The organism is Nocardia sp. NPDC056100 (assembly GCF_042266325.1).
GTDB lineage: Bacteria > Actinomycetota > Actinomycetes > Mycobacteriales > Mycobacteriaceae > Nocardia.
The window spans coordinates 1,075,192-1,097,418 of sequence record NZ_JBHJVY010000004.1 but is presented as its reverse complement, the minus strand read 5'-3'; the positions used below and the strand labels follow the sequence as shown (position 1 = coordinate 1,097,418).

Here is a 22,227-nt window from a genome sequence, read left to right as displayed (position 1 = left end):
GCATGATCCGCCGCGCCACACCCGCCGATATCCCGGCTCTGGTGGGACTCGTCTACGACCTCGCCGAATACGAGAAGCTGCGCGACGAGTGCACGCTCACCGAAGACCAGCTGCGGACCGCGCTGTTCGGCCCGAACCCGGCGGTCTTCGCGCATGTGGCCGAGGGTCCGGGCGATATGGGTGTGGCGGGCTGCGCGATCTGGTTCCTGAACTACAGCACCTGGACCGGCGTGCACGGGATCTACCTGGAGGATCTGTACGTCAAGCCGGAGACGCGCGGGCTCGGCCTGGGCCGTGATCTGCTGGCGGCGCTGGCCCGCGAGGCCGTCGAACAGGGGTACTCCCGGGTCGACTGGGCGGTGCTGGACTGGAATGAGCCGTCGATCAATTTCTACAAATCGATCGGCGCGGTCGCGCAGGACGAGTGGACCGGTTACCGGCTCACCGGTGGCGCGCTGGCCCGGCTGGCTTCGCACGCCGACGACTGAGCCGGTCGGGCACATCGGGTAGGTCGGGCGTCCAAAACCCCGCTGTGGCGTGATCAGCGGGGTTTATGCGGCACTCCTGGACGGTTGACCTACTCGTCGTCCGGGGTGACGTACCCGGCCGCCATCCACCGGCTCGAGGCGGGCGCGAACAGCGCACCGAGCGCGCCCAGCGCGATCACACCGAACAGAATGCCGAGCGGCACCTGATGCGAGGTGATCATGTACCAGGCCGGCGGCAGCAACAGCAGATTCGCGATCACCGCGATGGCCCGCCCCCACCGCTTACCGCGGAACAGCCCGATCCCGGCCGCGAGCACCGCGCCCGCGAGAATCACCAGCCAGGCCGCGGTCCCGTACCCGTTCACCACATGCTGATCACTCCCGGTGGCCGCGCGCAGAATCAGCACGATCGCCACGATCACCCCGGCCGCGCCCTCCAGCGCCACCAGCGCACCGGCCACCCGCACGGTGCCGGGCACCATCGTCGACGCGCCCGCACCTGTCTCGTTCTGCTCAGCCACCCGCCCAGCCTACGACCGTCCGTAGTTCACCGGACCATCGGATGAGGCTCTGACACACGCCAGTTCGCATAAACCAACAAAGTAGGCTGCTTGGGTGCGGACGCTGCTGATCGTGAATCCCAATGCCACCTCCACCACCCCGGCTACTCGCGATCTGCTCGCCCACGCACTCGAAAGCCGCACCCAGCTGACCGTCGTGCACACCGAACGGCGCGGGCATGCGGCCGAACTCGCGCGCTGGGCCGCGGATACCCGGATGGATCTGATCGTGGTGCACGGCGGCGACGGCACCGTGAACGAGACCGTGAACGGTTTCCTGCCGCTGCCGCATGAGCCGCAGCGCGACTGGCTGCCGCGACTGGGCGTGATCCCGGGCGGGTCGGCGAATGTGTTCGCGCGCTCGCTCGGCATCGAACAGGATCCGGTGTTCGCGGCGAACCAGTTGATCGATCTGCTGGCGGCGGACGCGGATCGGCGCATCGGACTCGGACTGGCCGACGATCGCTGGTTCCTGTTCAGCGCGGGCGTGGGCCTGGACGCCGATGTGTGCGAGGCCATCGACGCCAAGCGCGCCAACGGCAAAGCCGCTACTCCCGCACGGTATCTGCGCACCACGGTGCGTGAGTTCTTCAAGGCCGCGCGCAGTCTTCCCCAGGTGCGCTTGGAGATTCCGGGTCACGAACCGGTCACGGAAGTGCATTACGCATTCGTGACCAACACCAGCCCATGGACTTTCCTCGACAACACGCCCGTGCGGACCAACCCCGGCACCACCTTCGAATCCGGTCTCGGGGTGTTTGCCATGCGGACCATGGGGATCGTGCCCACCCTGATGATTGCCCGTCAGTTGCTGGCAAGCGATGGAAATCCCAAGGGACACAAATTGTTTCGCGAGGACGATGTCCCGTCCGTCCGCATCGAAGCCACCGAGCCGATCGGACTGCAAATCGATGGTGACTTCATTGGTCGGCGCAACATGGTGAATTTCACAGCCGCACCGGATATCCTCGATGTGGTCGCGCCGAAGCCCTAACCGGTAAGACACACCTGAGAAACCTTGCGGTTGCGCTGCGAAAACCCGCTCGACCGAGTAGAAATGGTTCGGCAGGCCCGCCTTGTAGGGGTCTTACAGCGTGAGCTTCCCCACGGTGCACCAGGTATCTATTGACATCTACGGTGTTCGTGAAAGCATTCACAAGCAACCGTGCGGAAACATTCGAGTCGCACAAGTGAACGGACCACAAACCACAGGGGCAGCGCCATGCGCATGCCCAAGCAAAGGAGCAGAGGAATGGACTGGCGCCACAAGGCCATCTGTCGCGACGAGGACCCCGAGCTGTTCTTCCCGGTGGGTAACAGTGGTCCTGCGCTCGCGCAGATTGCCGATGCCAAGCTGGTCTGCGCTCGCTGCCCCGTCACCGCCGATTGCCTTTCCTGGGCCCTGAAGTCCGGTCAGGATGCAGGCGTGTGGGGTGGAATGAGCGAAGACGAACGTCGTGCGCTGAAGCGTCGCAACGCTCGCACGCGTACCCGCACCGTCGTCTAACAGCAGCTAGACGACTTGGCGCTAGGCCGCACAGCTCGCGGCCCAGCGCAATTCAGCCCGGCACCACACGGTGCCGGGCTTCAGTGTCTAACAGGGGTAAACGAACCCCCGGACATCTTCCGAGGGCTTTGCACGAACCCCGAAAACGCTTTGGGCTGCGACTAAACCTCTGATGCTCCGACTCGCCGAAGAACAATTCCGTTGAGTGGGATTCAGCTATTCATGAATGACATGAGCGCTTCGCCACTAATGGCGAAGCGCTCATTTAATGGCGCGGGTGTGCCGGTTTCTAGCGGGCTGAACGGCGACCCAGGGGGACGCGGAGAACGGCGTCGGTACCAATGTCCGCACCCGGGTGCAGGCCGATGGAACCGCCCAATTCGGCGGTAACCAGGGTCCGGACGATTTGCAGGCCGAGGCGGTCGGAGGCCTCCAGGCTGAAGCCGTCGGGCAGGCCGCGGCCGTCATCGCTGATGATCACGTCCAGCCAGCGGGCCGAGCGCTCGGAGCGGATGGTGACGGTGCCGTTCTCACCCGCGTCGAAGGCGTGTTCGATTGCGTTCTGGACCAATTCGGTGAGCACCATGACAAGCGGGGTTGCGCGCTCGGCCGAGAAGACGCCCAAAGAGCCTGCGCGCCGGACCTTTATGCGAGCGGTGTGCACCGTAGCGACATCGGCCATTATCGGCAAGAGGCGATCCACGACTTCGTCGAGATCGACCTCCTCGTCCACCGACATCGAAAGCATCTCGTGCACAGAGGCAATGGAGGTGACGCGGCGAACCGATTCGGTCAGCGCCAGCCGCGCCTCCTCGTTCTCGGTGCGGCGAGCCTGCAACCGCAACAATGCGGCAACCGTTTGCAGATTGTTCTTGACACGATGGTGGATCTCGCGAATGGTCGCGTCCTTGGACAGCAGCGCGCGATCGCGGCGCTTCACCTCGGTCACATCGCGCACCAGCACGGCCGCGCCGGCGAGCTCCCCATTGGGGCGCAGCACAAGGGTGCGCAGCAGCACGGTCGCACCGCGCGCCTCGACTTCCATTCTGCGCCCGGCCTTTCCGGCCAGCGCGGCTTGGATATCGCCGACGACTTCCTGCGCGTCGAACGGATCGGTGATGAGCGAGCGCGTGGTCAGCGCCAGATCCTGGCCGACCAGATCATTCTGCAGACCCATGCGGTGATAGGCCGAGAGCGCGTTCGGGCTGGCGTAGACCACGATGCCGTCGGTATCGAGGCGAATGAAACCGTCACCGGCGCGCGGGCTGGAATGCGCTCCGGTGCGATCCTCCAGCGCGGGGAAGGTGCCGTCCGCGACCATCTGGCACAGATCATCCGCGCACGCCATGTACGCGATCTCCAAGCTGGAGCGCATCTTTCGGCGCTGCACATCGGTATCGCGGCCGAGAATGGCGATCACATCGTCGCCGACGCGGACCGGAATGGCCTCGCGGATCGCGTGCACCGGATGCGGGTGATAGACGCCGGACACCTCGGCATCGGAATCCACGCGATTGATATCGCTGGTGAGCAGCGCTTCGAAGATTTGCGGGAACGCGTCCTTATTGGCCAGCGAACCGACCAGATCCTCCGGATGCACCGTCGGCGCGGTGGTGGGGCGGCACTGCGCGACGCACACCACATCCGCGCCATCGGTGATGGGCCCCGTGCCCACCCACAGATGCAGATCCGCGAACGACAGGTCGGCCAGTAACTGCCAGTCCCCCACCACCCGCTGCAGATGATCGACCGCCGCACCCGGTAGATCGGTGTGCTCAGCCAGTAGATCGCTCAGTGTCGACATTCACCCACGCTCCTCAGATCCCAACCTCGGTGTATGTTCCCACGCCGAACTAAGGATTCGCGCTTTCGCCAGGAACGCGCGGGTACCGCAGGTGTTGCCGGGGGTACTAGCTGATGACCGCGATCAGGTCATCCTTCTGAATCACATCGCCGGGCTTGACGTTGATGGATGCCACGGTGCCGTCGGCCTCGGCCACGACCGGGATCTCCATCTTCATCGACTCGAGGATCACCAGGGTGTCGCCCTCCTTCACCTGATCGCCCACGTTCGCGACGATCTGGAAGACGGTGGACACCATCTCCGCAAGTACTTCCTCAGCCATGTTGCCCCTCGGTGTTCGTTGACCTGATCCGATGAAGGTACAGCCAATCACACATGAAAGAATGGTCTTCAATCAGAAGGGAGACTACCTATGGGTAAGCGTGGACGTAAGAAGCGTGGCCGCAAGAAGAACGCAGCCAACCACGGCAAGCGGCCGAACGCCTGAGCTGGTTACATAGCTCGAAATGCACTGAGCGGCACCACTTCTCGACGAAGTGTGCCGCTCATGCTTTTTCCGGGGGTACTACTCGACCGGTTCGATCCTGGTCTCCACCTGGGTGAAGGTCGTGCGGATCTCCATGGTCAGGCGGGCGCGCAGCGAGTCGGGGGCGCGCTCGCCGCCGCACTTGCGGTTCAGCAGCGACTTGAGCTTCTCCTCCAGGCCGTACGCCTCGATGCAGGGGGAACACCGGTTGATGTGCTCCTGCAGACGGGCCTTGATCGACTCATCGCATTCGTTGTCCAGGAGCAGCCAGACGTCGGCGAGTACCGCCGTGCAGTCCATATCCATCTCGTCGCTCACTGGGTGACCTCCTGACGCGCGTCATTGCCCGACCGGTTGAATCCGCGTTCCCGCGCCACATCCGCGAGCAGACCCTTTAGCTGCTTACGGCCGCGGTGCAGGCGGGACATGACGGTGCCGATGGGGGTACCCATGATCTCGGCGATTTCCTTGTAGGGGAAGCCCTCCACGTCGGCGTAGTACACCGCCATGCGGAATTCCTCGGGAAGTTCCTGTAGAGCGCGCTTGATCTCATCGTCCGGCAGCGCTTCCAGGGCCTCCATCTCGGCCGAGCGCAGACCCTGCGAGGTGTGCTCCGCCGTGGCGGCGAGCTGCCAGTCGGTGATCTCGTCGGTCGGATACTGCGCGGGCTGGCGCTGCTTCTTCCGATACGAGTTGATGTAGGTGTTGGTGAGGATGCGGTACAGCCACGCGCGCAGGTTGGTGCCCTCGCGGAACGAGCGGAACCCCTGGTACGCCTTGGCGAACGTCTCCTGGACCAGATCCTCGGCATCGGCCGGATTGCGGGTCATGCGCAGCGCGGCGCCGTACAGCTGATCCAGCAGCGGCAGCGCGTCACGCTCGAATCGGCGGCCGAGCTCCTCGGTGCTCTCCGTGCTGCGCACACGGTTCTCGTCATCCTGGCCGGAATCGCCGCCGTCGATGGCCTCGTCAGTTTCCGAGTCGTCATCGGGCAGGCGATCGACCTTGTCGTCGTCGCTCGTCACGCTGTTCCCTTCGATCGCCGTAGCACTTGAATCTACCGCGAGCGGGGTGAGCGCCGGGAAACCGGCAGGGCGGGCGATGTCTGCTGGGATGTTGATCAGCATCCGCACCGGGCGTTCTTCGACCAGAACGGTCACCGACTCCTCCTTCGTGATGAATAACGTCGCGCACACCGCGGGCTGTCGGCTTTCTGTGACGCGTATGGCGTGCAACAGGACGAGAGATCGCCATGTTCCCGCCGCGGCGAAATCCGGTGTCGCGTCATGGTGCCGGATGTTTAGGGTGACGGCATGGCAGCTGCGTCGACTCCCGCGATCAAGGCCCTGGTGCAGGCGAAGGTGGAGCATCGGGTGCACGCGTATACGCATGATCCGCGCAGTGATTCGTACGGGGCCGAGGCGGTGGACGCGCTCGCCGAGGAGCTCGGACTGGTGGCGGGGCAGATTTTCAAGACGCTGGTGATCGAGCTCGGATCGGGCGGGCTCGCGGTCGCGGTGCTGCCGGTTCCGGCCAAGCTCTCCCTCAAGGCGGCGGCCGGGGCGCTGGGCGGCGGTAAGGCCGCGATGGCCGACAAGGCGAAGGCCGAACGCACCACAGGCTATGTGCTGGGCGGGATTTCGCCGTTGGGGCAGAAGAAGCGACTGCCGACGGTGATCGATGAATCGGCGCTGGGCTTCGATCGGGTGCTGTGCAGTGCGGGTAAGCGCGGGCTGGAGATCGAGCTCGCGCCCGCCGATCTGGTGCGGCTCACCGGAGCCGTCACCGCGGCCGTCGCCGTGAGCTGAGACACCCTTCCGAAAAAAACTTGCCAAGACACAACTATCTCCACATACTTGCTCAGTACAACTAGTTGATTGCTACAAGCAGTTGTTTAGCGCAAGGAGGTGCCCGATGAGCGATGACCCGGCGATAACGCTCGCCGACGACCTGCTCGACACCATCGGCTACCAGCTCACCCGGCTCACCCGGCTACGCGAGAAGACCAACGCACAGGTCGCCGCCGCCACCAATGGCGAGGTGGAACCGGCCGCGTTCGGCATCCTCTTCCAACTGCTGCACAACGGGCCGATGCGCTCGGGCGCACTGGCCGAGGCGCTGTATTCGGACGCCTCCACCATCAGCAGGCAGGTCGCGGCGCTGGTGAAACGCGGACTGCTCGAACGCCGCGCCGATCCGGCCGACGGACGGGTCAGCGTACTGGCGGTCACCGACCTCGGGCGCGAATGCGCCGCGCAGATTCGCGTGCGCCGCAATGAATCCCTGACGCAGATCCTGCGCGCCTGGGAGCCCGGCGAACGCGACACCTTCGCGCACCTGCTCGAGCGCTTCGTGGACGACTACGAGATCAACCGGCAGACCATGCTGGCCGAACTCGCCACCCGCGCCCCCCTCTTCCCGAAAATCGATTCCGCAGAGAGTAATTCGTGACGACTACCGCAGAGACGGAAGCCGCGGCACCCGCCGGCTTCACGCATAAGCAAATCCTGGTGGTGCTCAGTGGTCTATTGCTCGGCATGCTGCTGGGCGCGCTCGACCAGACCATCGTGTCCACCTCCATCCGCACCATCGCCGATGACCTGCAGGGTTATTCGATGCAGGCGTGGGTGACCACGGCGTACCTGATCACCGCCACCCTCTCCACCCCGCTGTACGGCAAGCTCTCGGATATGTACGGCCGCAAGCCGTTCTATCTGGCCGCCATCACGATCTTCGTGGTCGGCTCGCTGCTGTGCACGTTCTCCCAGTCCATGTACGAGCTGGCCGCGTTCCGCGCGTTCCAGGGCCTGGGCGCGGGCGGTCTGATGTCGCTGGCGCTGACCATCCTCGGCGATATGGTCGGGCCGCGTGAGCGCGCCCGCTACCAGGGCTACTTCCTGGCCGTGTTCGGCACCTCCAGCGTGGTCGGGCCGGTGCTCGGCGGCGTCATCTCCGGACAGGACACCATCCTGGGCATCACCGGCTGGCGCTGGGTGTTCCTGGTGAACGTGCCGCTGGGCATCATCGCGCTGGCCGTGGTGTCGCGCGTGCTGAAGCTGCCGAAGGTGGAGAAGCCCAAGGTGGCCGTCGACTGGTTCGGCGTGCTGACCATGGCCGTCGGCCTGGTGCCGCTGCTCGTGGTGGCCGAACAGGGCCGCGAATGGGGTTGGGGCAGTTTCAATTCCATCACCTGCTACGTGGTGGGCGCGCTCGGCCTGATCGGATTCGTGGCCGTCGAGGCCAAACTCGGTGACGCCGCGCTGATTCCACTGCGCATGTTCAAGAACTCGACGTTCGCGCTCGGCGTTGTCATCTCGATCGTGGTCGGCTCGGCCATGTTCGGCGGCATCACCCTGCTGCCGCAGTACCTGCAGGTGGTGCGCGGGTCCAGCCCGACGCTGGCCGGTATGCAGATGCTGCCGCTGGTGGTGGGCATGATGACCGCGTCCATCATTGCGGGACAGTTGATCTCGCGCACCGGACGGTACAAGTGGTTCCCGCCGATCGGCGCCGGACTGCTGGTGCTCGGACTGTTCCTGCTGCACTTCGTCACCGCGGACACGCACCTGTACGTGACCATGCTGTTCATGCTGATCACCGGTCTGGGACTGGGCAATCTCATGCAGCCGCTGACGCTGGCGATCCAGAACGCGTTGCCGCCCAAGGATATGGGCGTCTCCACGGCCGCCGCGACGTTCTTCCGGCAGATCGGCGGCACGCTCGGTGTCGCGGTATTCCTGTCCATCCTGTTCTCGCAGGTCGGGCCGAATATCAGCACCGAATTGCAGTCGGCGGCAACGACTCAGGAGTACAAGGTCGCCATCGCCGAGGGCATGCACAGCAGCAATCCGGCCGATGTGGCGCTGTCCACCGGGCTCGCCAAGCAGGATCACGCCGCCGCGGCGGAGGTGCTCAATGACAGCTCGATCATTCAGAAGCTGAATCCGACGCTGGCGCATCCGTTCAAGGTCGGCTTCGCCAATGCCATGGACACGGTGTTCCTGGCGGCGGCCGCGGTGGCGCTCATCGCGATGATCCTGGTGCTGTTCTGGAAGGAGGTGCCACTGCGCACCTCCGGCGGTATCCAGGCGCGGCAGGAGAAGATCGAGGAGGCCGCGGTCGAGGCCATCGGCTAGCCACCAAGATCACCCGCTGGGCGCTTGACCAGCACTTTTGACACGCACACATCCGGTCGCCTTCCACGGGAAGCGGCCGGATGTGTGCGTTACTTGTACCGCGTGGGTTCCCATCTCGCCAGGTTCGTTTCGACCCGAGGATGTGATGCGGTTATGTCCAACCAGCGTTTTCGCACCGGCATCGTGGCAGTATCCGGCGCACTGCTCTTGGCGCTGGCAGGCCCGATGACAATGGCGACGGCCACCGCCGCGCCGGTCAACCCCAACTATCCGCTCGGGCCAGATCCGAGCACACCCGGCCAGCAGCAGAAGGACGAGAAGCCGGAGAAGGCGGGCAAACTCGGTGGCACCGTGACCACGAAGGTCATCGACCTCGCCACCGGTGTGCTCAAGTGCGGGCTCAATATCGCGCTCCCCGCCGTGAAGTGCGACCTGTAAGCGCTGTCTCGACAAGCCGGTCAGATCAGGCTGATCTGACCGGCTTTCTCGTCTACTTCGGCCAATAGTTCGGGGCCGTTGTTGCGGACGCTGTTGACCAGGGAGGGCACGGGGCGGATGAGGATGTCCGAAACCACTTCCACGCCAGGGGTTTCCAGCAGTTCCTCCGGGGCCGGGTGATCCGGATCCAGCCAGGCGGCCCAGTGCTCGCGGGGCATGGGCAGCGGCATGCGGTCGTGGATCTTCGTCAGATCGCCCACCGCGTCGGTGGTCAGAATCGTGCACGAAAGCAGGGGTTTGGCGTCGTCGCCGAGCGAGCGGTCACGCCAGACCGACCACAGGCCCGCCATATAGAGGCGGCCACCATCGGCCCGGGACATGAAAAACGGCTGCTTGACGGCCTTTCCGGGGCCCTCGGACTCGGTGACCCATTCGTACCAGCCGTCCATGGGGACCAGACAGCGACGCTTCTTCACCGCATCGCGGAACGATGCGGTGGTGGCGGCCTTATCGGCGCGGGCATTGAACAGCGGTTTGCCCTTGGCCGGAATGCCGGGTTCGGACGCCTTGCTCCAGGGCGGGATCAGACCCCAGCGCATGGCCCGGATGCGCAGGGTGGCCGGATCCTCGGGATGGTCGCGGTCGTGCCGCTCCACCACGGTGAGCACCTGATTGGTCGGGGCCACGTTGTAGTTGGGGTTGAAACCCTTATCGCTCGAAGTCCCGGGGGTGGCCTCGTCGAGCGCGTCCAGCTCGACGGCCAGCGTGGCGGGATTCGTCGTTGTCGCGTATCTGCCGCACATGATGACCATGCTGCCACCGCGGACCGACATATTCGAGGCTTCGCCACCCCGGGAAATACCGCACGGTTCCTTTCCGGACCTCTTGCGAGTCATGTGAAGGCGGTTGACTTCACTTGTATCGTATGAGACGTTCGTCCCATCACACTCTCGTAAGGGATCGCCGCCACTCATGTCTGCAACCGATACCGCCTCGATCGACCGGGACGCCTCGCTGACCTCCGTCAACCCCGCCACCGGCGATGTTCTCGCCACCTACAAGATCGACGATGAAGACGCGGTGCACGCCGCCGTCGCCAAGGCCCGCACCGCCGCCGCCACCTGGGGCGCGCTGAGCTTCGCCGAACGCAAACGGCATCTGCTGCGCTGGAGCAGCAAGCTGGTCGCCAAATCCGACGAGCTCTGCGCGCTCATCCACGCCGAGAACGGCAAGCCCCTCGATGACGCCTACCTCGAGCTCATGCTCGCGCTGGAGCACATCAAGTGGGCGGCCTCCAACGCCGAGAAGGTGCTCAAGCCCAAGAAGGTCGCGCCCGGTGCGCTGATGGCCAACTTCGCGGCGCATCTCGAGCAGCGGCCGCTGGGCGTGGTCGGCATCATCGGACCGTGGAACTACCCGGTCTACACACCCAACGGATCCATCGCCTACGCGCTCGCCGCGGGCAATGCCGTGGTGTTCAAGCCGAGCGAATTCTCCACGGGCATCGGCAATTTCGTGGCCGCCGCGTTCAACGAGGCGAATCCGGAACTGCCCGACGGGGTGTTCACCACCATCAACGGATTCGGCGCCACCGGCGCGGCGCTGGTGCGGGCGGGCGTGGACAAGCTGGCGTTCACCGGATCCACCGCGACCGGTAAGAAGATCATGGCCTCGGCCGCCGACTCGCTCACCCCGGTGCTGCTGGAATGCGGTGGCAAGGATGCGGTGATCGTGGCCGCGGACGCCGATATCAAGGCCGCCGCCGACGCCGTGGCCTGGGGCGCGACCGCCAACTCCGGGCAGACCTGCGCGGGCGTGGAGCGGGTGTACGTCGACAAATCGGTCGCCGAACCGTTCATCGCCGAGGTCAAGCGGATCCTCACCGATATCAAGCCGGGCTCGGACGACAAGGCCTCGTACGGGCCGATGACCATGCCCAGCCAGATCGATATCGTGCGGCGGCATATCGAGGACGCCATCAAGAACGGCGGCACGGCCGTGCTGGGCGGACCCGAATCGATCAAGGGTCCCTACATCGAGCCGGTCATCCTGGTCGACACCGACGAATCCTCGGATGCGGTGTGCGAGGAGACCTTCGGGCCCACCGTCACCATTCGCACGGTGAACGGCATCGACGAGGCGGTCGAGCTCACCAACAAGAGCAAGTACGGGCTCGGGTCCGCCGTGTACTCGGCCAAGCACGGGCTCGAGATCGCCCGCCGCCTGAATGTCGGCTGCACCTCGGTGAATTCGGTGCTCAGCTACGCCGCGATCTCCGGACTGCCGTTCGGCGGGGTCGGCGACTCCGGCATCGGCCGCATCCACGGTGCGCCCGGACTGCTGGAATTCTCCCGCCCGCACTCGATCGCGGTGCAGCGCTTCACGATTCCGGGTATGGCGCTGCTGTCCTACAGCCGCACCGACAGCACCATGAAGCTGCTGCGCAAGATCGTGCCGTTCCTGCACGGGCGCAACAAATAGGAATTACCCACTCCCGGATGCCGGTTCCCTTGTGGGGACCGGCATTCGGCGTATCAGGGGTTGGGTGGCAGGACGGGTGGGGCGAAGAATTCTTCGAGCGGGGTGGGGCCGGTGTAGCGGCGGCAGTTGCAGGGGACCCAGGCTTTGATTCCGACACCGGTGTTGCGGAAGGTCTCACCGTGACATTGGCCGGATTCACGGTCGTGGACGGCGAGATCGTGGCCGCAGCCGCAGAGCGCGGTGGCCACGGCGGGCTTCTTGGCCGGGCGGGAGCCGAAGCGGCCGAGCGCCCAGCCGCCGCCGACCAGCCCGGCGCCGATGAGGAGGCTGATGGGATCGATCACCCGGCCAGTATACGTACTCATATACGTATATGGCTAGCGCGACGGGCGCGATAGCGTCTCACGCCTGCGCAATACCGGAAATATCGGACATTTCTACTGGCCGCACCGGACGAAAGGGGCGGGGAGGGCCCGCGAGAGGTCGATCGTTTGGGAGGATGGGACTGTGACTTTCTGGCCCGCGCCCCACGTCCGCACTCCCGTCCACGCTTCGGTGACCCTGCCCGGGTCCAAATCCATTACCAATCGGGCGCTGATTCTCGCCGCGCTGGCGGATCGGCCGTCCACCCTCACCGGTGCGCTGCGCAGCCGCGACACCAACCTCATGATCGACGCGCTGCGGGCCATGGGCGCGAGCATCGAGGGCGACGGCGACACCCTCGTCGTCACACCGCCCGCCGAATTCGGCAGCGCCGTGGTGGATTGCGGGCTCGCCGGGACGGTCATGCGGTTCCTGCCGCCGGTCGCGGCACTGGCCACCGGCGATGTCGCGTTCGACGGCGATGAACAGGCCCGGGTCCGGCCGCTCGGCACCATTCTGGACGCACTGCGCGGGCTCGGCGTCGATATCGACGGCAACGCACTGCCTTTCGTGGTGCACGGGACGGGCGCGCTGCGCGGCGGGCCGGTCACCATCGACGCCTCCGGCTCCTCGCAGTTCGTCTCCGGGCTGCTGCTCTCCGCGGCGCGCTTCGAACAGGGCATCACCGTGAATCACGATGGCGCGGCACTGCCCTCGATGCCGCATATCGAGATGACCGTGCAGATGCTGCGCGAAGCCGATGTGCAGGTGGACGCGCCCGCCGATCCGCGCAAGGCGCAGACCTGGACCGTCTCCCCCGGGCCGATCCGCGCCGTGGACTGGGAGATCGAACCCGATCTGTCCAATGCCACCCCGTTCCTGGCCGCGGCCGCGGTCACCGGCGGTGAGGTGAGCATTCCGCACTGGCCGCGCTACACCACCCAGCCCGGCGATGTGATCCGCGAGATCCTGGTGCGCATGGGCGCGGAATGCCGCATCTTCGACGGGATTCTGACCGTGCACGGCCCGGATCGCCTGGCGGGCATCGATATCGATCTGCACGATGTCGGCGAACTCACCCCGACCGTGGCAGCCCTTGCCGCCCTTGCGGATTCGCCGTCCCGGCTGCGCGGTATCGCGCACCTGCGCGGGCACGAGACCGATCGACTCGCCGCGCTCACCACCGAGATCAACCGGCTCGGCGGCAAGGTCACCGAAACCGAGGACGGGCTCTCCATCACGCCCGCACCGCTTTCCGGCGGACAGTGGCATTCCTACGCCGATCACCGGATGGCCACCGCGGGTGCGATTCTCGGCCTGGTCGTGCCCGGTGTCGAGATCGAGGACATCGGCACCACCGCCAAGACGCTGCCCAATTTCGTGGAACTGTGGAGCACCATGCTCGACGGACCGGAGGCGGTCCGCTGAAGCGCCGCGAGTACGACGAGTCCGATGTCCGGATCCGACCGGGCAAGAGCTCACGTCCGCGCACCAAAACCCGCCCCCAGCACCTGGACGCGGAAGCGGCCATGGTGGTCTCGGTCGACCGCGGCCGCTGGGGTTGCGTCCTGGCCGACGATCCGGACCACCGGATCGTCGCCATGCGCGCCCGCGAACTAGGGCGCACGCCGATCGTGGTCGGCGATCAGGTGGATGTGGTCGGCGATCTGTCCGGCAAACCCGATACCCTCGCCCGCATCGTGCGGGTGGCGGATCGGCGAACCGTGTTGCGCCGCACCGCAGATGACACCGATCCCTTCGAACGGATCGTGGTCGCCAATGCCGAACAGTTGTTCATCGTGGTGGCGCTGGCCGATCCGCCGCCGCGCACCGGATTCGTGGAACGCGCCATGGTCGCGGCGTATGTCGGTGGGCTGCAACCGATTCTGTGCCTGACCAAACACGATCTGGCAGCTGACTCCGAATTCGCGGCCGCCTTCGAGGATTTGGATCTCACCATCGTGTACGGCGGTATCGAGGATCCACTGGAACCGGTCTTCGAAATGCTGAACGGCCGCCTCACCGCATTGATCGGACATTCGGGGGTCGGCAAGTCCACCCTGGTGAATCGTCTTGTGCCGGATGCGGATCGGGCCGTCGGCGTCGTCTCCGGAGTCGGTAAGGGGCGGCACACCTCCACCCAATCGGTGGCGCTGGCACTGGAAGAGGGCGGCTGGGTGGTGGACACCCCCGGCGTGCGCTCCTTCGGTCTCGCGCACATCACCCCGGACGATGTGATCGGCGCGTTCTCCGATCTGGCCGATGCCATCGAAGACTGCCCGCGCGGCTGCACCCATCTGGGACCGCCCGCTGATCCGGAATGCGCGCTGGACAATCTGCCCGGGAAAGAGGCGCGGGTGGCGGCGATTCGACTGCTGCTCACCGCGCTCAACACCAATGATCCGTGGTTCAAGGGTGTACAGCCGACAGTCTGAACCGTGCAGCTTACCGCCCTGGTCGTGCGCGCCACCGCGTCTACGCGGAAACTACTCGGCGGTAATGAAATAAGCTGTACAGCAACAGGTTTCAGTTTCGGCTACGCTCACAGCTGACCGCCCGCAATCGGAAATATTCGCGTTACAGGTGGTCATCCGAGCGCCATCGGACCGTCACCCATTCGGCAAACTCCGAGGCGCACACTGTCTTCCGCACCCGGCGTCCGGCAGCGGCCCGCCCCCTCCGCAGCGGGCCCCGGCGGTACGGATCCGGCGCGAAGACTTCGTCCTGCGATCGCGCCAGCCCACGGGATCCGTCGACGCCCCGGGCGCCGGGTGCACACCACTCGCCGCCCGGAGGTCCCCGATGTTCGAATCCTGCTGCTCCCCACATGAATCGGCCCACCTGCTGCGGGCGCGCTATGGGTTACCGGTGGAAATGTTCGCCAACCGCCCGTTCCTGTCCGTCGGCCCGATGCTGGAGGCGATCACGCTGCCGGCCGGGCTCGGCCGCCGGGTGCTGGAACGGCTCCGGGTCGGCCGCGAACTGCTGGAGCGAGCCGAACAATTACCGCGACCGCCCGTCATCGCCGATCCCCGCGGCCGCCGCTGGACCCTGCTGACCGCACCGCCCGCCCCGTATCACCCACTCCCCCAGCAACTCCTGCGCCGCCTGCACGCCCACGCCGTAGAACTGCCCGAACCCGGAACCCGAATCATGCTGCCCACCACGGATCTCCCCCTCGGCTGGCACTGGGCCAGCGAACCGGAACCGGGCACCATGCGGCTACCACACCGGACGGTCGCACTCGGCGCGGTACGCCTCTCGATTCTGGCCGGCGCCGACAATGTTCCGGCGTGAGCCGAGCGCATTCCGGCACGGAATCGCAATTCCCCGAATGCGTTTCGTATCGCGATAATTGAATGGCAATGAATAAAAGGGTTGACGTTAACCGTCGATTCATTTTCCGCACAGGGACTTCACATTGCACTCACAGGAATGTGGTAGGAATTTGCGGTCGGCGGGCACACCGCCGATCCGTTCGAAATCTCTAGGAGTAAGAATGCGCAAGATGCGCGCGCTGGGTGTGGCCGCTATCGCCACCGGTCTGCTGTTCGGCGCCACCGGTATCGCCGCCGCCGAAACCACCACCCCGCCCCCGGCCGCCACCACCGGCTCCGCGGACCAGGTCGTCAACTGGGTCAACCTGATCCTCAAGGGTCTCACCGCCGGCAGCGTGAAGAAGTAATCTCCGCCGTAAAAGGCCGTCTCCCAGTCGAATAGGCACGGAGACGGCCTTTTCGCCGTCCGCGCTCCGACCGCCCGGAGGACCTGACATCCCATGAATCCCCGTCGGCGGACTAGGCTTGATAGGCATGGCGAATGATCAGCAGGAGGGTACAGGTGCGGGACGGCGCGAACGCCGCCTGCGGAATCCGCTTCCGGCGGTGGGGCGGGCGCTGGCTCGCAGGCCGATCGTGATGCGCAGTGCGCCCGCGGTCGCATTGCTGGAGCGCACCACCCGGCGACTCAGCCGGGGGCGGATGGGCGTACTCGATTTGGCCGGACTGCCCGCACTCGAATTGACGGTCGCGGGACGGCGCACCGGACAACCGCGCACGGTGTCGCTGCTGTACATTCCGGATCCGATCGATCGAAAAGTCTTCCTGCTCATCGGATCCAATTGGGGAAAGCCGAAACATCCCGCGTGGTCGTCGAATCTGGCCGCGGCCGATCACGCCGAATTGCATATCGGCGGTGAGCGATTCACGGTGAACGTGCGCACCCTCGACGGTGTCGACCGCGAACGCGCCTGGGCTCGCGCCATCGCGTTCTGGCCCGGTTACGTCATGGAACAGCGACTGGCCGGAGCGCGGGTGTTCCGGATGTTCGAGCTCACCCGAGCGTGACCGCCCGCAGATAGCTCGTAACGGACCGGACGGTCGACGTAAGTGCTGCGCGCGCCGCCCGAACTCGCTAGATTGCCGGAGTGGAAGACCATGAGCGGGGCGAATACTCGCCGCTCCTCGACGCAGATCTAGGCCCCGGCGCACCGGTGACACCCGAGGTGCGAGTCGGGCGCAACGATGACGGGCAGGAACTGCCCGCGTGCGTGCGGTGTGGGAAGCCCGCCGCGTTATATGTTCGGGCCGTATGGCTCTCGACCCAGGCCGTCCTCAACGGAGACACCGACGTGGACAAGCTGATTCAGGTCAACGCCTGCGGCGCGTGCACCGGGAGCGTGGCCGGAATGATCCTGATCAACTGGGACCCGCGACACTGGGGCGAATCAGTGAAGCTCGACTGACATTCGAAACGGGACCGGGCCGCCAAGGACCGGGTCCCTTCGAATTCACATCGCGGGACCGGTGCAGCCCCGTCCGCCGCTCGAACCTCCGAGCACGCACAGGCCGATCATGAACGGCAGCAGCAGCCAGGTCGGGTCCTTGATGATGTCCTGGAGCGCCAATGCCGCGGAACCCGCACTGCTGCCACCCGTGGTGGTATCGACCTGCTGCGCCACCACCGGCGCGGGGGCGGCGGGCTCGGCGTTCGCTGTCGCGGTGGCCCCGATCAGGGCCGCGGTGATCGAAACGGTGGCGACGGTGGCGCGGAGTGAACGATGCATGGGGCCATGCCTTCCAGCGGTCTTGCGTGAATGAGTGCCGGGAGCATATCCATATCTGAAGTACATGCACTTCAGATTGACCTCGAGGAAATCTGAATCGCCCCCCGAAACGACAGCGCCCCGGGTGTCTCCACCCGGGGCGCCTACATCAGACAACCGAAATCAGCGGCGGCGCTTGGACTTCGGGGCCTTGTCCAGCTTGCCCTGGGCGCGGGCGGCCTCGCGGCGCTCGCGGCGGGTGCCCTCGGCATTGCCGTCGCCGTACTCCTCGGAGTCGCTGTGCACCGCGGTGTGGCCGCCCTCGTCCGGACCCGAGTAGCTCAGCGCACGCGGCGCGGGCTCGTCGATTCCCTTGGCGCGCAATGCCGCCGGAGCGCCATTGCCCGCCGCGGGCTGCTCCTGGGTGGGCAGCGGGCGGTTGCCGACCGGGGACTGCAGGCCCGCGCCGACCGAGACACCGGTGGGCTGGGGCTGCTGCACCTCGACCTGGAGGTTGAACAGGAAGCCGACCGACTCCTCCTTCAGACCCTCCAGCATGGCGGCGAACATATCGAAGCCCTCGCGCTGGTACTCGACCAGCGGATCACGCTGGGCCATGGCGCGCAGGCCGATGCCCTCCTTGAGGTAATCCATCTCGTAGAGGTGCTCACGCCACTTGCGGTCCAGCACGGACAGCAGGATCTGACGCTCCAGATTGCGCATGCTGCCCTCGCCCGCGAGCCCGTCGATCTCGGCTTCGCGGTTCTCGTAGGAGGCGTGCGCGTCATCCAGCACGGCTTCGAGCAGTTCCTCGCGGGACAGCTCGCCGACCTCGCCGTCGGCGTTCTCGCCGGTGAGGTCCTTGTAGTCGATGCCGATGGGGTACAGCGTCTTCAGCGCGGTCCACAGTTTGGCGAGATCCCAGTCCTCGACATAGCCCTCGGCGGTGGCGCCCTGGACGTAGGCGGTGATCACATCGGTGATCATCTCCTGGACCTGGCCTTCCATATCCTCGCCGTTGAGGATGCGGGCACGCTCGGCGTAGATGACCGTGCGCTGCTGGTTCATCACCTCGTCGTACTTGAGGACGTTCTTGCGGATCTCGAAGTTCTGCTGCTCGACCTGGGTCTGCGCGGACTTGATGGCACGCGAGACCATCTTGGCCTCGATCGGCACATCGTCCGGCAGGTTCAGGCGGGTCATGATCGACTCGAGCGCCGCGCCGTTGAAGCGCCGCATGAGCTCATCACCCAGGGACAGGTAGAAGCGGGATTCACCCGGATCGCCCTGACGGCCGGAACGACCGCGCAGCTGATTGTCGATACGACGCGATTCATGCCGTTCGGTGCCGAGCACGTACAGGCCACCGGCCTCACGCACCGTCTCGGCATCCTCCTCGGTCTGCTCCTTGACGCGCTCGAGCGCGGGCAGCCAGGCCGCCTCGTACTCGGCCGGGGTCTCGACCGGGTCCAGGCCCTGCCGGCGCAGCAGGATGTCGGCGATGATGTCCGGATTGCCGCCGAGCACGATATCGGTACCACGACCGGCCATATTGGTGGCGACGGTGACCGCGCCGGGCCGACCGGCCTCGGCGATGATCTGGGCTTCCTGCTCGTGGAACTTGGCGTTCAGCACCGAATGCGGGATACCGCGCTTGGTGAGCTGCTTGGACAGGTACTCCGAACGCTCGACCGAGGTGGTGCCGACCAGCACGGGCTGGTTCTTCTCGTGCCGCTCGACGATATCGTCGGCGACCGCGGAGTACTTGGCCTCTTCGGTCTTGTAGATCAGGTCGGACTGGTCCTGGCGGACCATTTCCCGGTTGGTCGGGATCGGCACCACGCCCAGGCCGTAGGTCTGGTGCAGTTCGGCCGCCTCGGTCTCGGCGGTACCGGTCATACCGGACAGCTTGTCGTAGAGGCGGAAGTAGTTCTGCAGCGTGATCGTCGCCAGGGTCTGGTTCTCCGGCTGGATCTCGACCGCTTCCTTGGCCTCGATCGCCTGATGCATGCCCTCGTTGTAGCGGCGACCCACCAGGATGCGGCCGGTGAACTCGTCGACGATGATGACCTCGCCGTCGCGGACGATGTAATCCTTGTCGCGGGTGTACAGCTCCTTCGCCTTGATGGCGTTGTTCAGGTAGCTGACCAGCGGGGAGTTCGCCGCCTCGTACAGGTTGTCGATACCGAGCTGATCCTCGACGAATTCGACGCCCGCCTCGTGCACGCCGATGGTGCGCTTCTTGATGTCGACCTCGTAGTGCAGGTCCTTCTTCAGCAGCGGCGAGATGCGCGCGAACTCCGCGTACCACTTCGAGGAAGCGTCCGCCGGACCCGAGATGATCAGCGGGGTGCGAGCCTCGTCGATCAGAATCGAGTCGACCTCGTCGACCACGGCGAAGTTATGGCCGCGCTGCACCAGATCGTCCAGCGAATGCGTCATATTGTCGCGCAGGTAGTCGAAGCCGAACTCGTTGTTCGTGCCGTAGGTGATATCGGCGTTGTAGGCCACGCGGCGCTCGGCCGGGGTCATACCGCCCAGGATCACGCCGACATCGAAGCCGAGGAACCGGTGCACGCGGCCCATCCACTCGGCATCGCGCTTGGCGAGGTAGTCGTTGACGGTGACCACGTGCACGCCGTCGCCGCTGATGGCGTTCAGATAGGCGGGCAGCACACAGGTCAGGGTCTTGCCCTCACCGGTCTTCATCTCGGACACATTGCCGATGTGCAGGGCGGCGCCGCCCATGATCTGCACCTTGTAATGCTTCTGATTGAGCACCCGCCAGGACGCCTCCCGGGCGGTCGCGAAGGCCTCGAGGAGCAGCTCGTCGAGGGATTCACCCTCGGCATAGCGCTCCTTGAACTCCTCGGTCTTGGCTTGCAACTCGGAGTCGGACAGCGCCGCGAACTCCTCGTCCAGGGCGATAACTTCATCCGCCAGGTTCGCAAGCCGCTTGACCGTGCGACCTTCACCAATCCGTAGCAACCTCGAAAGCGTCAGCGCAGGCACGGGTCTTGTCAGTCCTCTGGTCGGTGTATTCGGTAGCCCCCACCAAGGCAGGGAACGTGCGCGCGAGCGCGCAATCACTGCCATGGTAATCCGCAGCCCAGCATAGGCGCTGAAGTGCACGAGCGACGGGACGGCCGGTTGCTGCGAGCCCGAAACCGCACGTAGCGACAGTTGAGCGAATGACTTTGTGTCCGAGGCTGTTTCAAGTCCGCTGACGTAGGATGTACCAAGGTTCGGCGCGCGGAGGCGCGAACCGGGGGCGTCGGCTACGACGTGAATTTGCGGGCAGTGAGGCCCGGACCGTTCCCCCAGGTGATCGGATTGCGATAGCTTGCCACCAGAACCGGCGCGCGCCGCCGACGCCTTGCGGGGGGATGCCAGGCGGGCGCACGGCAGGGATTAGGGAGTAGCGGGCAGCGTGATCACCAGACTGACGCCGCAGGACGCGTCGTTCTACCGGCTCGAATCGAGCAGCAATCCCATGCATATCGGCTCCCTCGCCATCCTGCGCAATAGCGCGCCCACCGGGAATTCCGGGCACGCGCCGCTGGATTACGACAGCCTCGTCGCACTGGTGGAATCACGATTGCCGCTGGTGCCGCTGTATCGCCGCAAGGTGCGTGAGATTCCGTTCGCCCTGGGTCGTCCGATTTGGGTGGACGACGCGCAATTCGACGTCACCTATCACATTCGCAGGTCCGCGCTGCCCGAGCCGGGAACCGATGAGCAACTCCTCGACCTGGTCGCACGGCTGGCCTCGCGGCCGCTGGACAGCGCCCGGCCGCTATGGGAGATGTACCTCGTCGAGGGACTCTCGGACGGGCGGTCCGCGGTGTTCACCAAAACGCATTCGGCGCTGGTGGACGGCGATACCGCGCTGGAGATCGGGCATGTGATCCTGGACACCTCGGCCGCACCCCGCGAGGTCGCCGACGACGCCTGGATCGCGCATCGCGAACCCGCCGACCTGGAATTGCTGATCGGGGCGGTGCTGCATCTGGCAACCCAGCCGCGCGAAGCCCTGGAGGTCATGCGGCATCACGGCGCGGAGGCGTTCGCGGTGGTCGACGCCACCGGCAAGGCCGTGCAGAAGATGGTGTCCATGCTGCGCGCGGCCGCACTCGGGGCGCCGGACAGTCCGCTGAATACGCGTACCTCGCGCAGCCGCAGATTCGAAGTCGTGCGCACCGATCTCGAGGATTACCGCAAGATCCGCAAACGATTCGACTGCTCCATCAACGATGTGATTCTCGCCGTGGTCACGGGTGCGCTGCGCAATTGGCTGCTCTCGCGCGGGCAGGTGCTCACCGAGGCCGATGCCCTGCGCGCGGTGGTGCCCATGTCCGTGTACGCCGACGGCGCGGAATTGAAACCGGCGGGCGAGGTCACCCCGCTGCTGGTGGATCTGCCGGTGGGCGAACCGAATCCGGTGATCCGGATGTCGCATATCAAGCACGCCACCGAGGCGCACGCCCGGCATCAGCAGGGGGTGCAGGCGCGGACCCTCGTGCATATGGCCGGATTCGCTCCGGCGAGCCTGCATGCGATGAGTGTGCGGTCTGCGAGTACCTTTGCCGAGCACACGTTCAATCTGGTGATCACCAATGCGCCGGGTCCGCAGCAGCCGATGTATATCGGCGGCGCGCGGATGCTGGAGATGTATCCGGTGTCGCCATTGCTGCGCAATCAGGCATTGAGTATCGGACTCACCTCCTATGACGGGCGGGTCTGCTACGGGCTCACCGCCGACCGCGACGCGATGGCCGATATCGCGGTATTGACCGCTTCGGTGCACGAGTCGATGGAGGAGATGCTCGGTGCCTGCGTCCAGTGAGTCGTCCGGCGTGGCGAAGAAGCTACGCGTGTAC

25 protein-coding genes are annotated in these 22,227 nt (G+C 65.6%); 16 read left to right on the top strand and 9 right to left on the bottom strand.

Annotated elements, in window-relative coordinates:
* Positions 1–2: 2 nt before the first annotated feature.
* Positions 3–488 (top strand): GNAT family N-acetyltransferase, encoded by a 486-nt coding sequence (locus ACFC0O_RS35500; RefSeq protein WP_364639532.1) that lies wholly within the window; start codon positions 3–5, stop codon positions 486–488.
* A gap of 89 nt (positions 489–577) precedes the next feature.
* Here the strand turns inward: ACFC0O_RS35500 and ACFC0O_RS35495 are convergent, their stop codons facing one another.
* Positions 578–970 carry a hypothetical protein gene (locus ACFC0O_RS35495; RefSeq protein ID WP_364640456.1) on the bottom strand — a complete coding sequence of 131 codons (393 nt, stop codon included), beginning with the start codon at positions 968–970 and terminating at the stop codon, positions 578–580.
* A gap of 133 nt (positions 971–1,103) precedes the next feature.
* On the opposite strand from ACFC0O_RS35495, the gene ACFC0O_RS35490 reads away from it, so the two are divergent.
* Positions 1,104–2,042, top strand: coding sequence for a diacylglycerol kinase family protein (locus tag ACFC0O_RS35490; protein ID WP_364639535.1), 939 nt, complete (start codon positions 1,104–1,106; stop codon positions 2,040–2,042).
* Between the two features lie 258 nt (positions 2,043–2,300).
* Positions 2,301–2,555 carry a WhiB family transcriptional regulator gene (locus ACFC0O_RS35485; RefSeq protein WP_011211115.1) on the top strand — a complete coding sequence of 85 codons (255 nt, stop codon included), beginning with the start codon at positions 2,301–2,303 and terminating at the stop codon, positions 2,553–2,555.
* A gap of 289 nt (positions 2,556–2,844) precedes the next feature.
* On the opposite strand, the gene ACFC0O_RS35480 is transcribed toward ACFC0O_RS35485, so the two are convergent.
* Positions 2,845–4,359: a histidine kinase N-terminal domain-containing protein gene (locus tag ACFC0O_RS35480; protein ID WP_364639537.1), complete on the bottom strand. Its 1,515-nt coding sequence runs from the start codon at positions 4,357–4,359 to the stop codon at positions 2,845–2,847.
* 106 nt (positions 4,360–4,465) lie between these two features.
* Positions 4,466–4,681, bottom strand: coding sequence for a biotin/lipoyl-binding carrier protein (locus ACFC0O_RS35475; RefSeq protein WP_364639540.1), 216 nt, complete (start codon positions 4,679–4,681; stop codon positions 4,466–4,468).
* A gap of 90 nt (positions 4,682–4,771) precedes the next feature.
* Between ACFC0O_RS35475 and ACFC0O_RS35470 the strand changes: the two genes are divergently transcribed.
* Positions 4,772–4,846 carry a 50S ribosomal protein bL37 gene (locus ACFC0O_RS35470; protein WP_153805149.1) on the top strand — a complete coding sequence of 25 codons (75 nt, stop codon included), beginning with the start codon at positions 4,772–4,774 and terminating at the stop codon, positions 4,844–4,846.
* A 78-nt stretch (positions 4,847–4,924) separates the two neighbouring features.
* On the opposite strand, the gene rsrA is transcribed toward ACFC0O_RS35470, so the two are convergent.
* Together rsrA and ACFC0O_RS35460 are read right to left on the bottom strand one after the other, a co-directional pair.
* The gene (gene rsrA / locus ACFC0O_RS35465; protein ID WP_375966466.1) at positions 4,925–5,191 is read right to left on the bottom strand and encodes a mycothiol system anti-sigma-R factor; all 267 of its coding nucleotides are present in this window, start codon (positions 5,189–5,191) and stop codon (positions 4,925–4,927) included.
* Positions 5,192–5,199: 8 nt separating this feature from the next.
* The gene (locus tag ACFC0O_RS35460; RefSeq protein WP_375966463.1) at positions 5,200–6,012 is read right to left on the bottom strand and encodes a sigma-70 family RNA polymerase sigma factor; all 813 of its coding nucleotides are present in this window, start codon (positions 6,010–6,012) and stop codon (positions 5,200–5,202) included.
* 186 nt (positions 6,013–6,198) lie between these two features.
* On the opposite strand from ACFC0O_RS35460, the gene ybaK reads away from it, so the two are divergent.
* From ybaK to ACFC0O_RS35440, 4 genes are all read left to right on the top strand, one after another.
* Positions 6,199–6,693 carry a Cys-tRNA(Pro) deacylase gene (gene ybaK, locus ACFC0O_RS35455; RefSeq protein ID WP_364639543.1) on the top strand — a complete coding sequence of 165 codons (495 nt, stop codon included), beginning with the start codon at positions 6,199–6,201 and terminating at the stop codon, positions 6,691–6,693.
* Between the two features lie 106 nt (positions 6,694–6,799).
* Positions 6,800–7,336: a MarR family transcriptional regulator gene (locus ACFC0O_RS35450; RefSeq protein ID WP_364639546.1), complete on the top strand. Its 537-nt coding sequence runs from the start codon at positions 6,800–6,802 to the stop codon at positions 7,334–7,336.
* On the top strand, positions 7,333–9,021 hold the full coding sequence (locus ACFC0O_RS35445; RefSeq protein WP_375965869.1) for an MDR family MFS transporter: 1,689 nt from the start codon (positions 7,333–7,335) through the stop codon (positions 9,019–9,021). Before ACFC0O_RS35450 ends, ACFC0O_RS35445 begins: the two co-directional genes overlap by 4 nt.
* 153 nt (positions 9,022–9,174) lie before the next feature.
* On the top strand, positions 9,175–9,459 hold the full coding sequence (locus ACFC0O_RS35440; protein WP_375965866.1) for a hypothetical protein: 285 nt from the start codon (positions 9,175–9,177) through the stop codon (positions 9,457–9,459).
* A gap of 20 nt (positions 9,460–9,479) precedes the next feature.
* Here ACFC0O_RS35440 and ACFC0O_RS35435 read toward each other — a convergent pair whose 3' ends face one another.
* Positions 9,480–10,262 (bottom strand): SOS response-associated peptidase, encoded by a 783-nt coding sequence (locus tag ACFC0O_RS35435; RefSeq protein ID WP_375966460.1) that lies wholly within the window; start codon positions 10,260–10,262, stop codon positions 9,480–9,482.
* 169 nt (positions 10,263–10,431) lie between these two features.
* On the opposite strand from ACFC0O_RS35435, the gene ACFC0O_RS35430 reads away from it, so the two are divergent.
* Positions 10,432–11,940: an aldehyde dehydrogenase family protein gene (locus ACFC0O_RS35430; protein WP_364639554.1), complete on the top strand. Its 1,509-nt coding sequence runs from the start codon at positions 10,432–10,434 to the stop codon at positions 11,938–11,940.
* A 53-nt stretch (positions 11,941–11,993) separates the two neighbouring features.
* Here ACFC0O_RS35430 and ACFC0O_RS35425 read toward each other — a convergent pair whose 3' ends face one another.
* Positions 11,994–12,284, bottom strand: coding sequence for a hypothetical protein (locus tag ACFC0O_RS35425; RefSeq protein ID WP_375965863.1), 291 nt, complete (start codon positions 12,282–12,284; stop codon positions 11,994–11,996).
* Between the two features lie 163 nt (positions 12,285–12,447).
* Between ACFC0O_RS35425 and aroA the strand changes: the two genes are divergently transcribed.
* The 6 genes from aroA to ACFC0O_RS35395 all read left to right on the top strand — a co-directional run bounded on the left by aroA (position 12,448) and on the right by ACFC0O_RS35395 (position 17,047).
* Positions 12,448–13,731, top strand: coding sequence for a 3-phosphoshikimate 1-carboxyvinyltransferase (aroA, locus tag ACFC0O_RS35420; protein ID WP_375965861.1), 1,284 nt, complete (start codon positions 12,448–12,450; stop codon positions 13,729–13,731).
* Complete coding sequence (gene rsgA, locus ACFC0O_RS35415; RefSeq protein WP_375965859.1) at positions 13,692–14,738, top strand: ribosome small subunit-dependent GTPase A; 1,047 nt, start codon at positions 13,692–13,694, stop codon at positions 14,736–14,738. The genes aroA and rsgA overlap by 40 nt, the downstream gene beginning before the upstream one ends.
* Before the next feature lie 367 nt (positions 14,739–15,105).
* Positions 15,106–15,600 carry a hypothetical protein gene (locus ACFC0O_RS35410; protein WP_375965856.1) on the top strand — a complete coding sequence of 165 codons (495 nt, stop codon included), beginning with the start codon at positions 15,106–15,108 and terminating at the stop codon, positions 15,598–15,600.
* Positions 15,601–15,802: 202 nt separating this feature from the next.
* Positions 15,803–15,988: a hypothetical protein gene (locus ACFC0O_RS35405; RefSeq protein ID WP_375965854.1), complete on the top strand. Its 186-nt coding sequence runs from the start codon at positions 15,803–15,805 to the stop codon at positions 15,986–15,988.
* A 127-nt stretch (positions 15,989–16,115) separates the two neighbouring features.
* The gene (locus tag ACFC0O_RS35400; protein WP_364639570.1) at positions 16,116–16,649 is read left to right on the top strand and encodes a nitroreductase family deazaflavin-dependent oxidoreductase; all 534 of its coding nucleotides are present in this window, start codon (positions 16,116–16,118) and stop codon (positions 16,647–16,649) included.
* Positions 16,650–16,729: 80 nt separating this feature from the next.
* Complete coding sequence (locus tag ACFC0O_RS35395) at positions 16,730–17,047, top strand: hypothetical protein (protein ID WP_375965851.1); 318 nt, start codon at positions 16,730–16,732, stop codon at positions 17,045–17,047.
* A 45-nt stretch (positions 17,048–17,092) separates the two neighbouring features.
* Here the strand turns inward: ACFC0O_RS35395 and ACFC0O_RS35390 are convergent, their stop codons facing one another.
* Positions 17,093–17,368 carry a hypothetical protein gene (locus ACFC0O_RS35390; protein ID WP_375965849.1) on the bottom strand — a complete coding sequence of 92 codons (276 nt, stop codon included), beginning with the start codon at positions 17,366–17,368 and terminating at the stop codon, positions 17,093–17,095.
* A 162-nt stretch (positions 17,369–17,530) separates the two neighbouring features.
* On the bottom strand, positions 17,531–20,359 hold the full coding sequence (secA, locus tag ACFC0O_RS35385; protein WP_375965847.1) for a preprotein translocase subunit SecA: 2,829 nt from the start codon (positions 20,357–20,359) through the stop codon (positions 17,531–17,533).
* 418 nt (positions 20,360–20,777) lie between these two features.
* Between secA and ACFC0O_RS35380 the strand changes: the two genes are divergently transcribed.
* A complete protein-coding gene (locus tag ACFC0O_RS35380; protein ID WP_375965845.1) occupies positions 20,778–22,193 on the top strand; it encodes a wax ester/triacylglycerol synthase family O-acyltransferase in 1,416 nt (471 codons plus the stop codon).
* Positions 22,194–22,227 lie beyond the last annotated feature (34 nt).

Coding starts and splice junctions, on each gene's coding strand:
- ACFC0O_RS35500 (WP_364639532.1), top strand. CDS start 3: ATGATCCGCCGCGCCACACCCGCCGATATCCCGGCTCTGGTGGGACTC.
- ACFC0O_RS35495 (WP_364640456.1), bottom strand. CDS start 970: ATGGTGCCCGGCACCGTGCGGGTGGCCGGTGCGCTGGTGGCGCTGGAG.
- ACFC0O_RS35485 (WP_011211115.1), top strand. CDS start 2,301: ATGGACTGGCGCCACAAGGCCATCTGTCGCGACGAGGACCCCGAGCTG.
- ACFC0O_RS35480 (WP_364639537.1), bottom strand. CDS start 4,359: ATGTCGACACTGAGCGATCTACTGGCTGAGCACACCGATCTACCGGGT.
- ACFC0O_RS35475 (WP_364639540.1), bottom strand. CDS start 4,681: ATGGCTGAGGAAGTACTTGCGGAGATGGTGTCCACCGTCTTCCAGATC.
- rsrA (WP_375966466.1), bottom strand. CDS start 5,191: ATGGATATGGACTGCACGGCGGTACTCGCCGACGTCTGGCTGCTCCTG.
- ACFC0O_RS35460 (WP_375966463.1), bottom strand. CDS start 6,012: ATGCTGATCAACATCCCAGCAGACATCGCCCGCCCTGCCGGTTTCCCG.
- ybaK (WP_364639543.1), top strand. CDS start 6,199: ATGGCAGCTGCGTCGACTCCCGCGATCAAGGCCCTGGTGCAGGCGAAG.
- ACFC0O_RS35450 (WP_364639546.1), top strand. CDS start 6,800: ATGAGCGATGACCCGGCGATAACGCTCGCCGACGACCTGCTCGACACC.
- ACFC0O_RS35440 (WP_375965866.1), top strand. CDS start 9,175: ATGTCCAACCAGCGTTTTCGCACCGGCATCGTGGCAGTATCCGGCGCA.
- ACFC0O_RS35435 (WP_375966460.1), bottom strand. CDS start 10,262: ATGTGCGGCAGATACGCGACAACGACGAATCCCGCCACGCTGGCCGTC.
- ACFC0O_RS35430 (WP_364639554.1), top strand. CDS start 10,432: ATGTCTGCAACCGATACCGCCTCGATCGACCGGGACGCCTCGCTGACC.
- ACFC0O_RS35410 (WP_375965856.1), top strand. CDS start 15,106: ATGTTCGAATCCTGCTGCTCCCCACATGAATCGGCCCACCTGCTGCGG.
- ACFC0O_RS35405 (WP_375965854.1), top strand. CDS start 15,803: ATGCGCAAGATGCGCGCGCTGGGTGTGGCCGCTATCGCCACCGGTCTG.
- ACFC0O_RS35400 (WP_364639570.1), top strand. CDS start 16,116: ATGGCGAATGATCAGCAGGAGGGTACAGGTGCGGGACGGCGCGAACGC.
- ACFC0O_RS35390 (WP_375965849.1), bottom strand. CDS start 17,368: ATGCATCGTTCACTCCGCGCCACCGTCGCCACCGTTTCGATCACCGCG.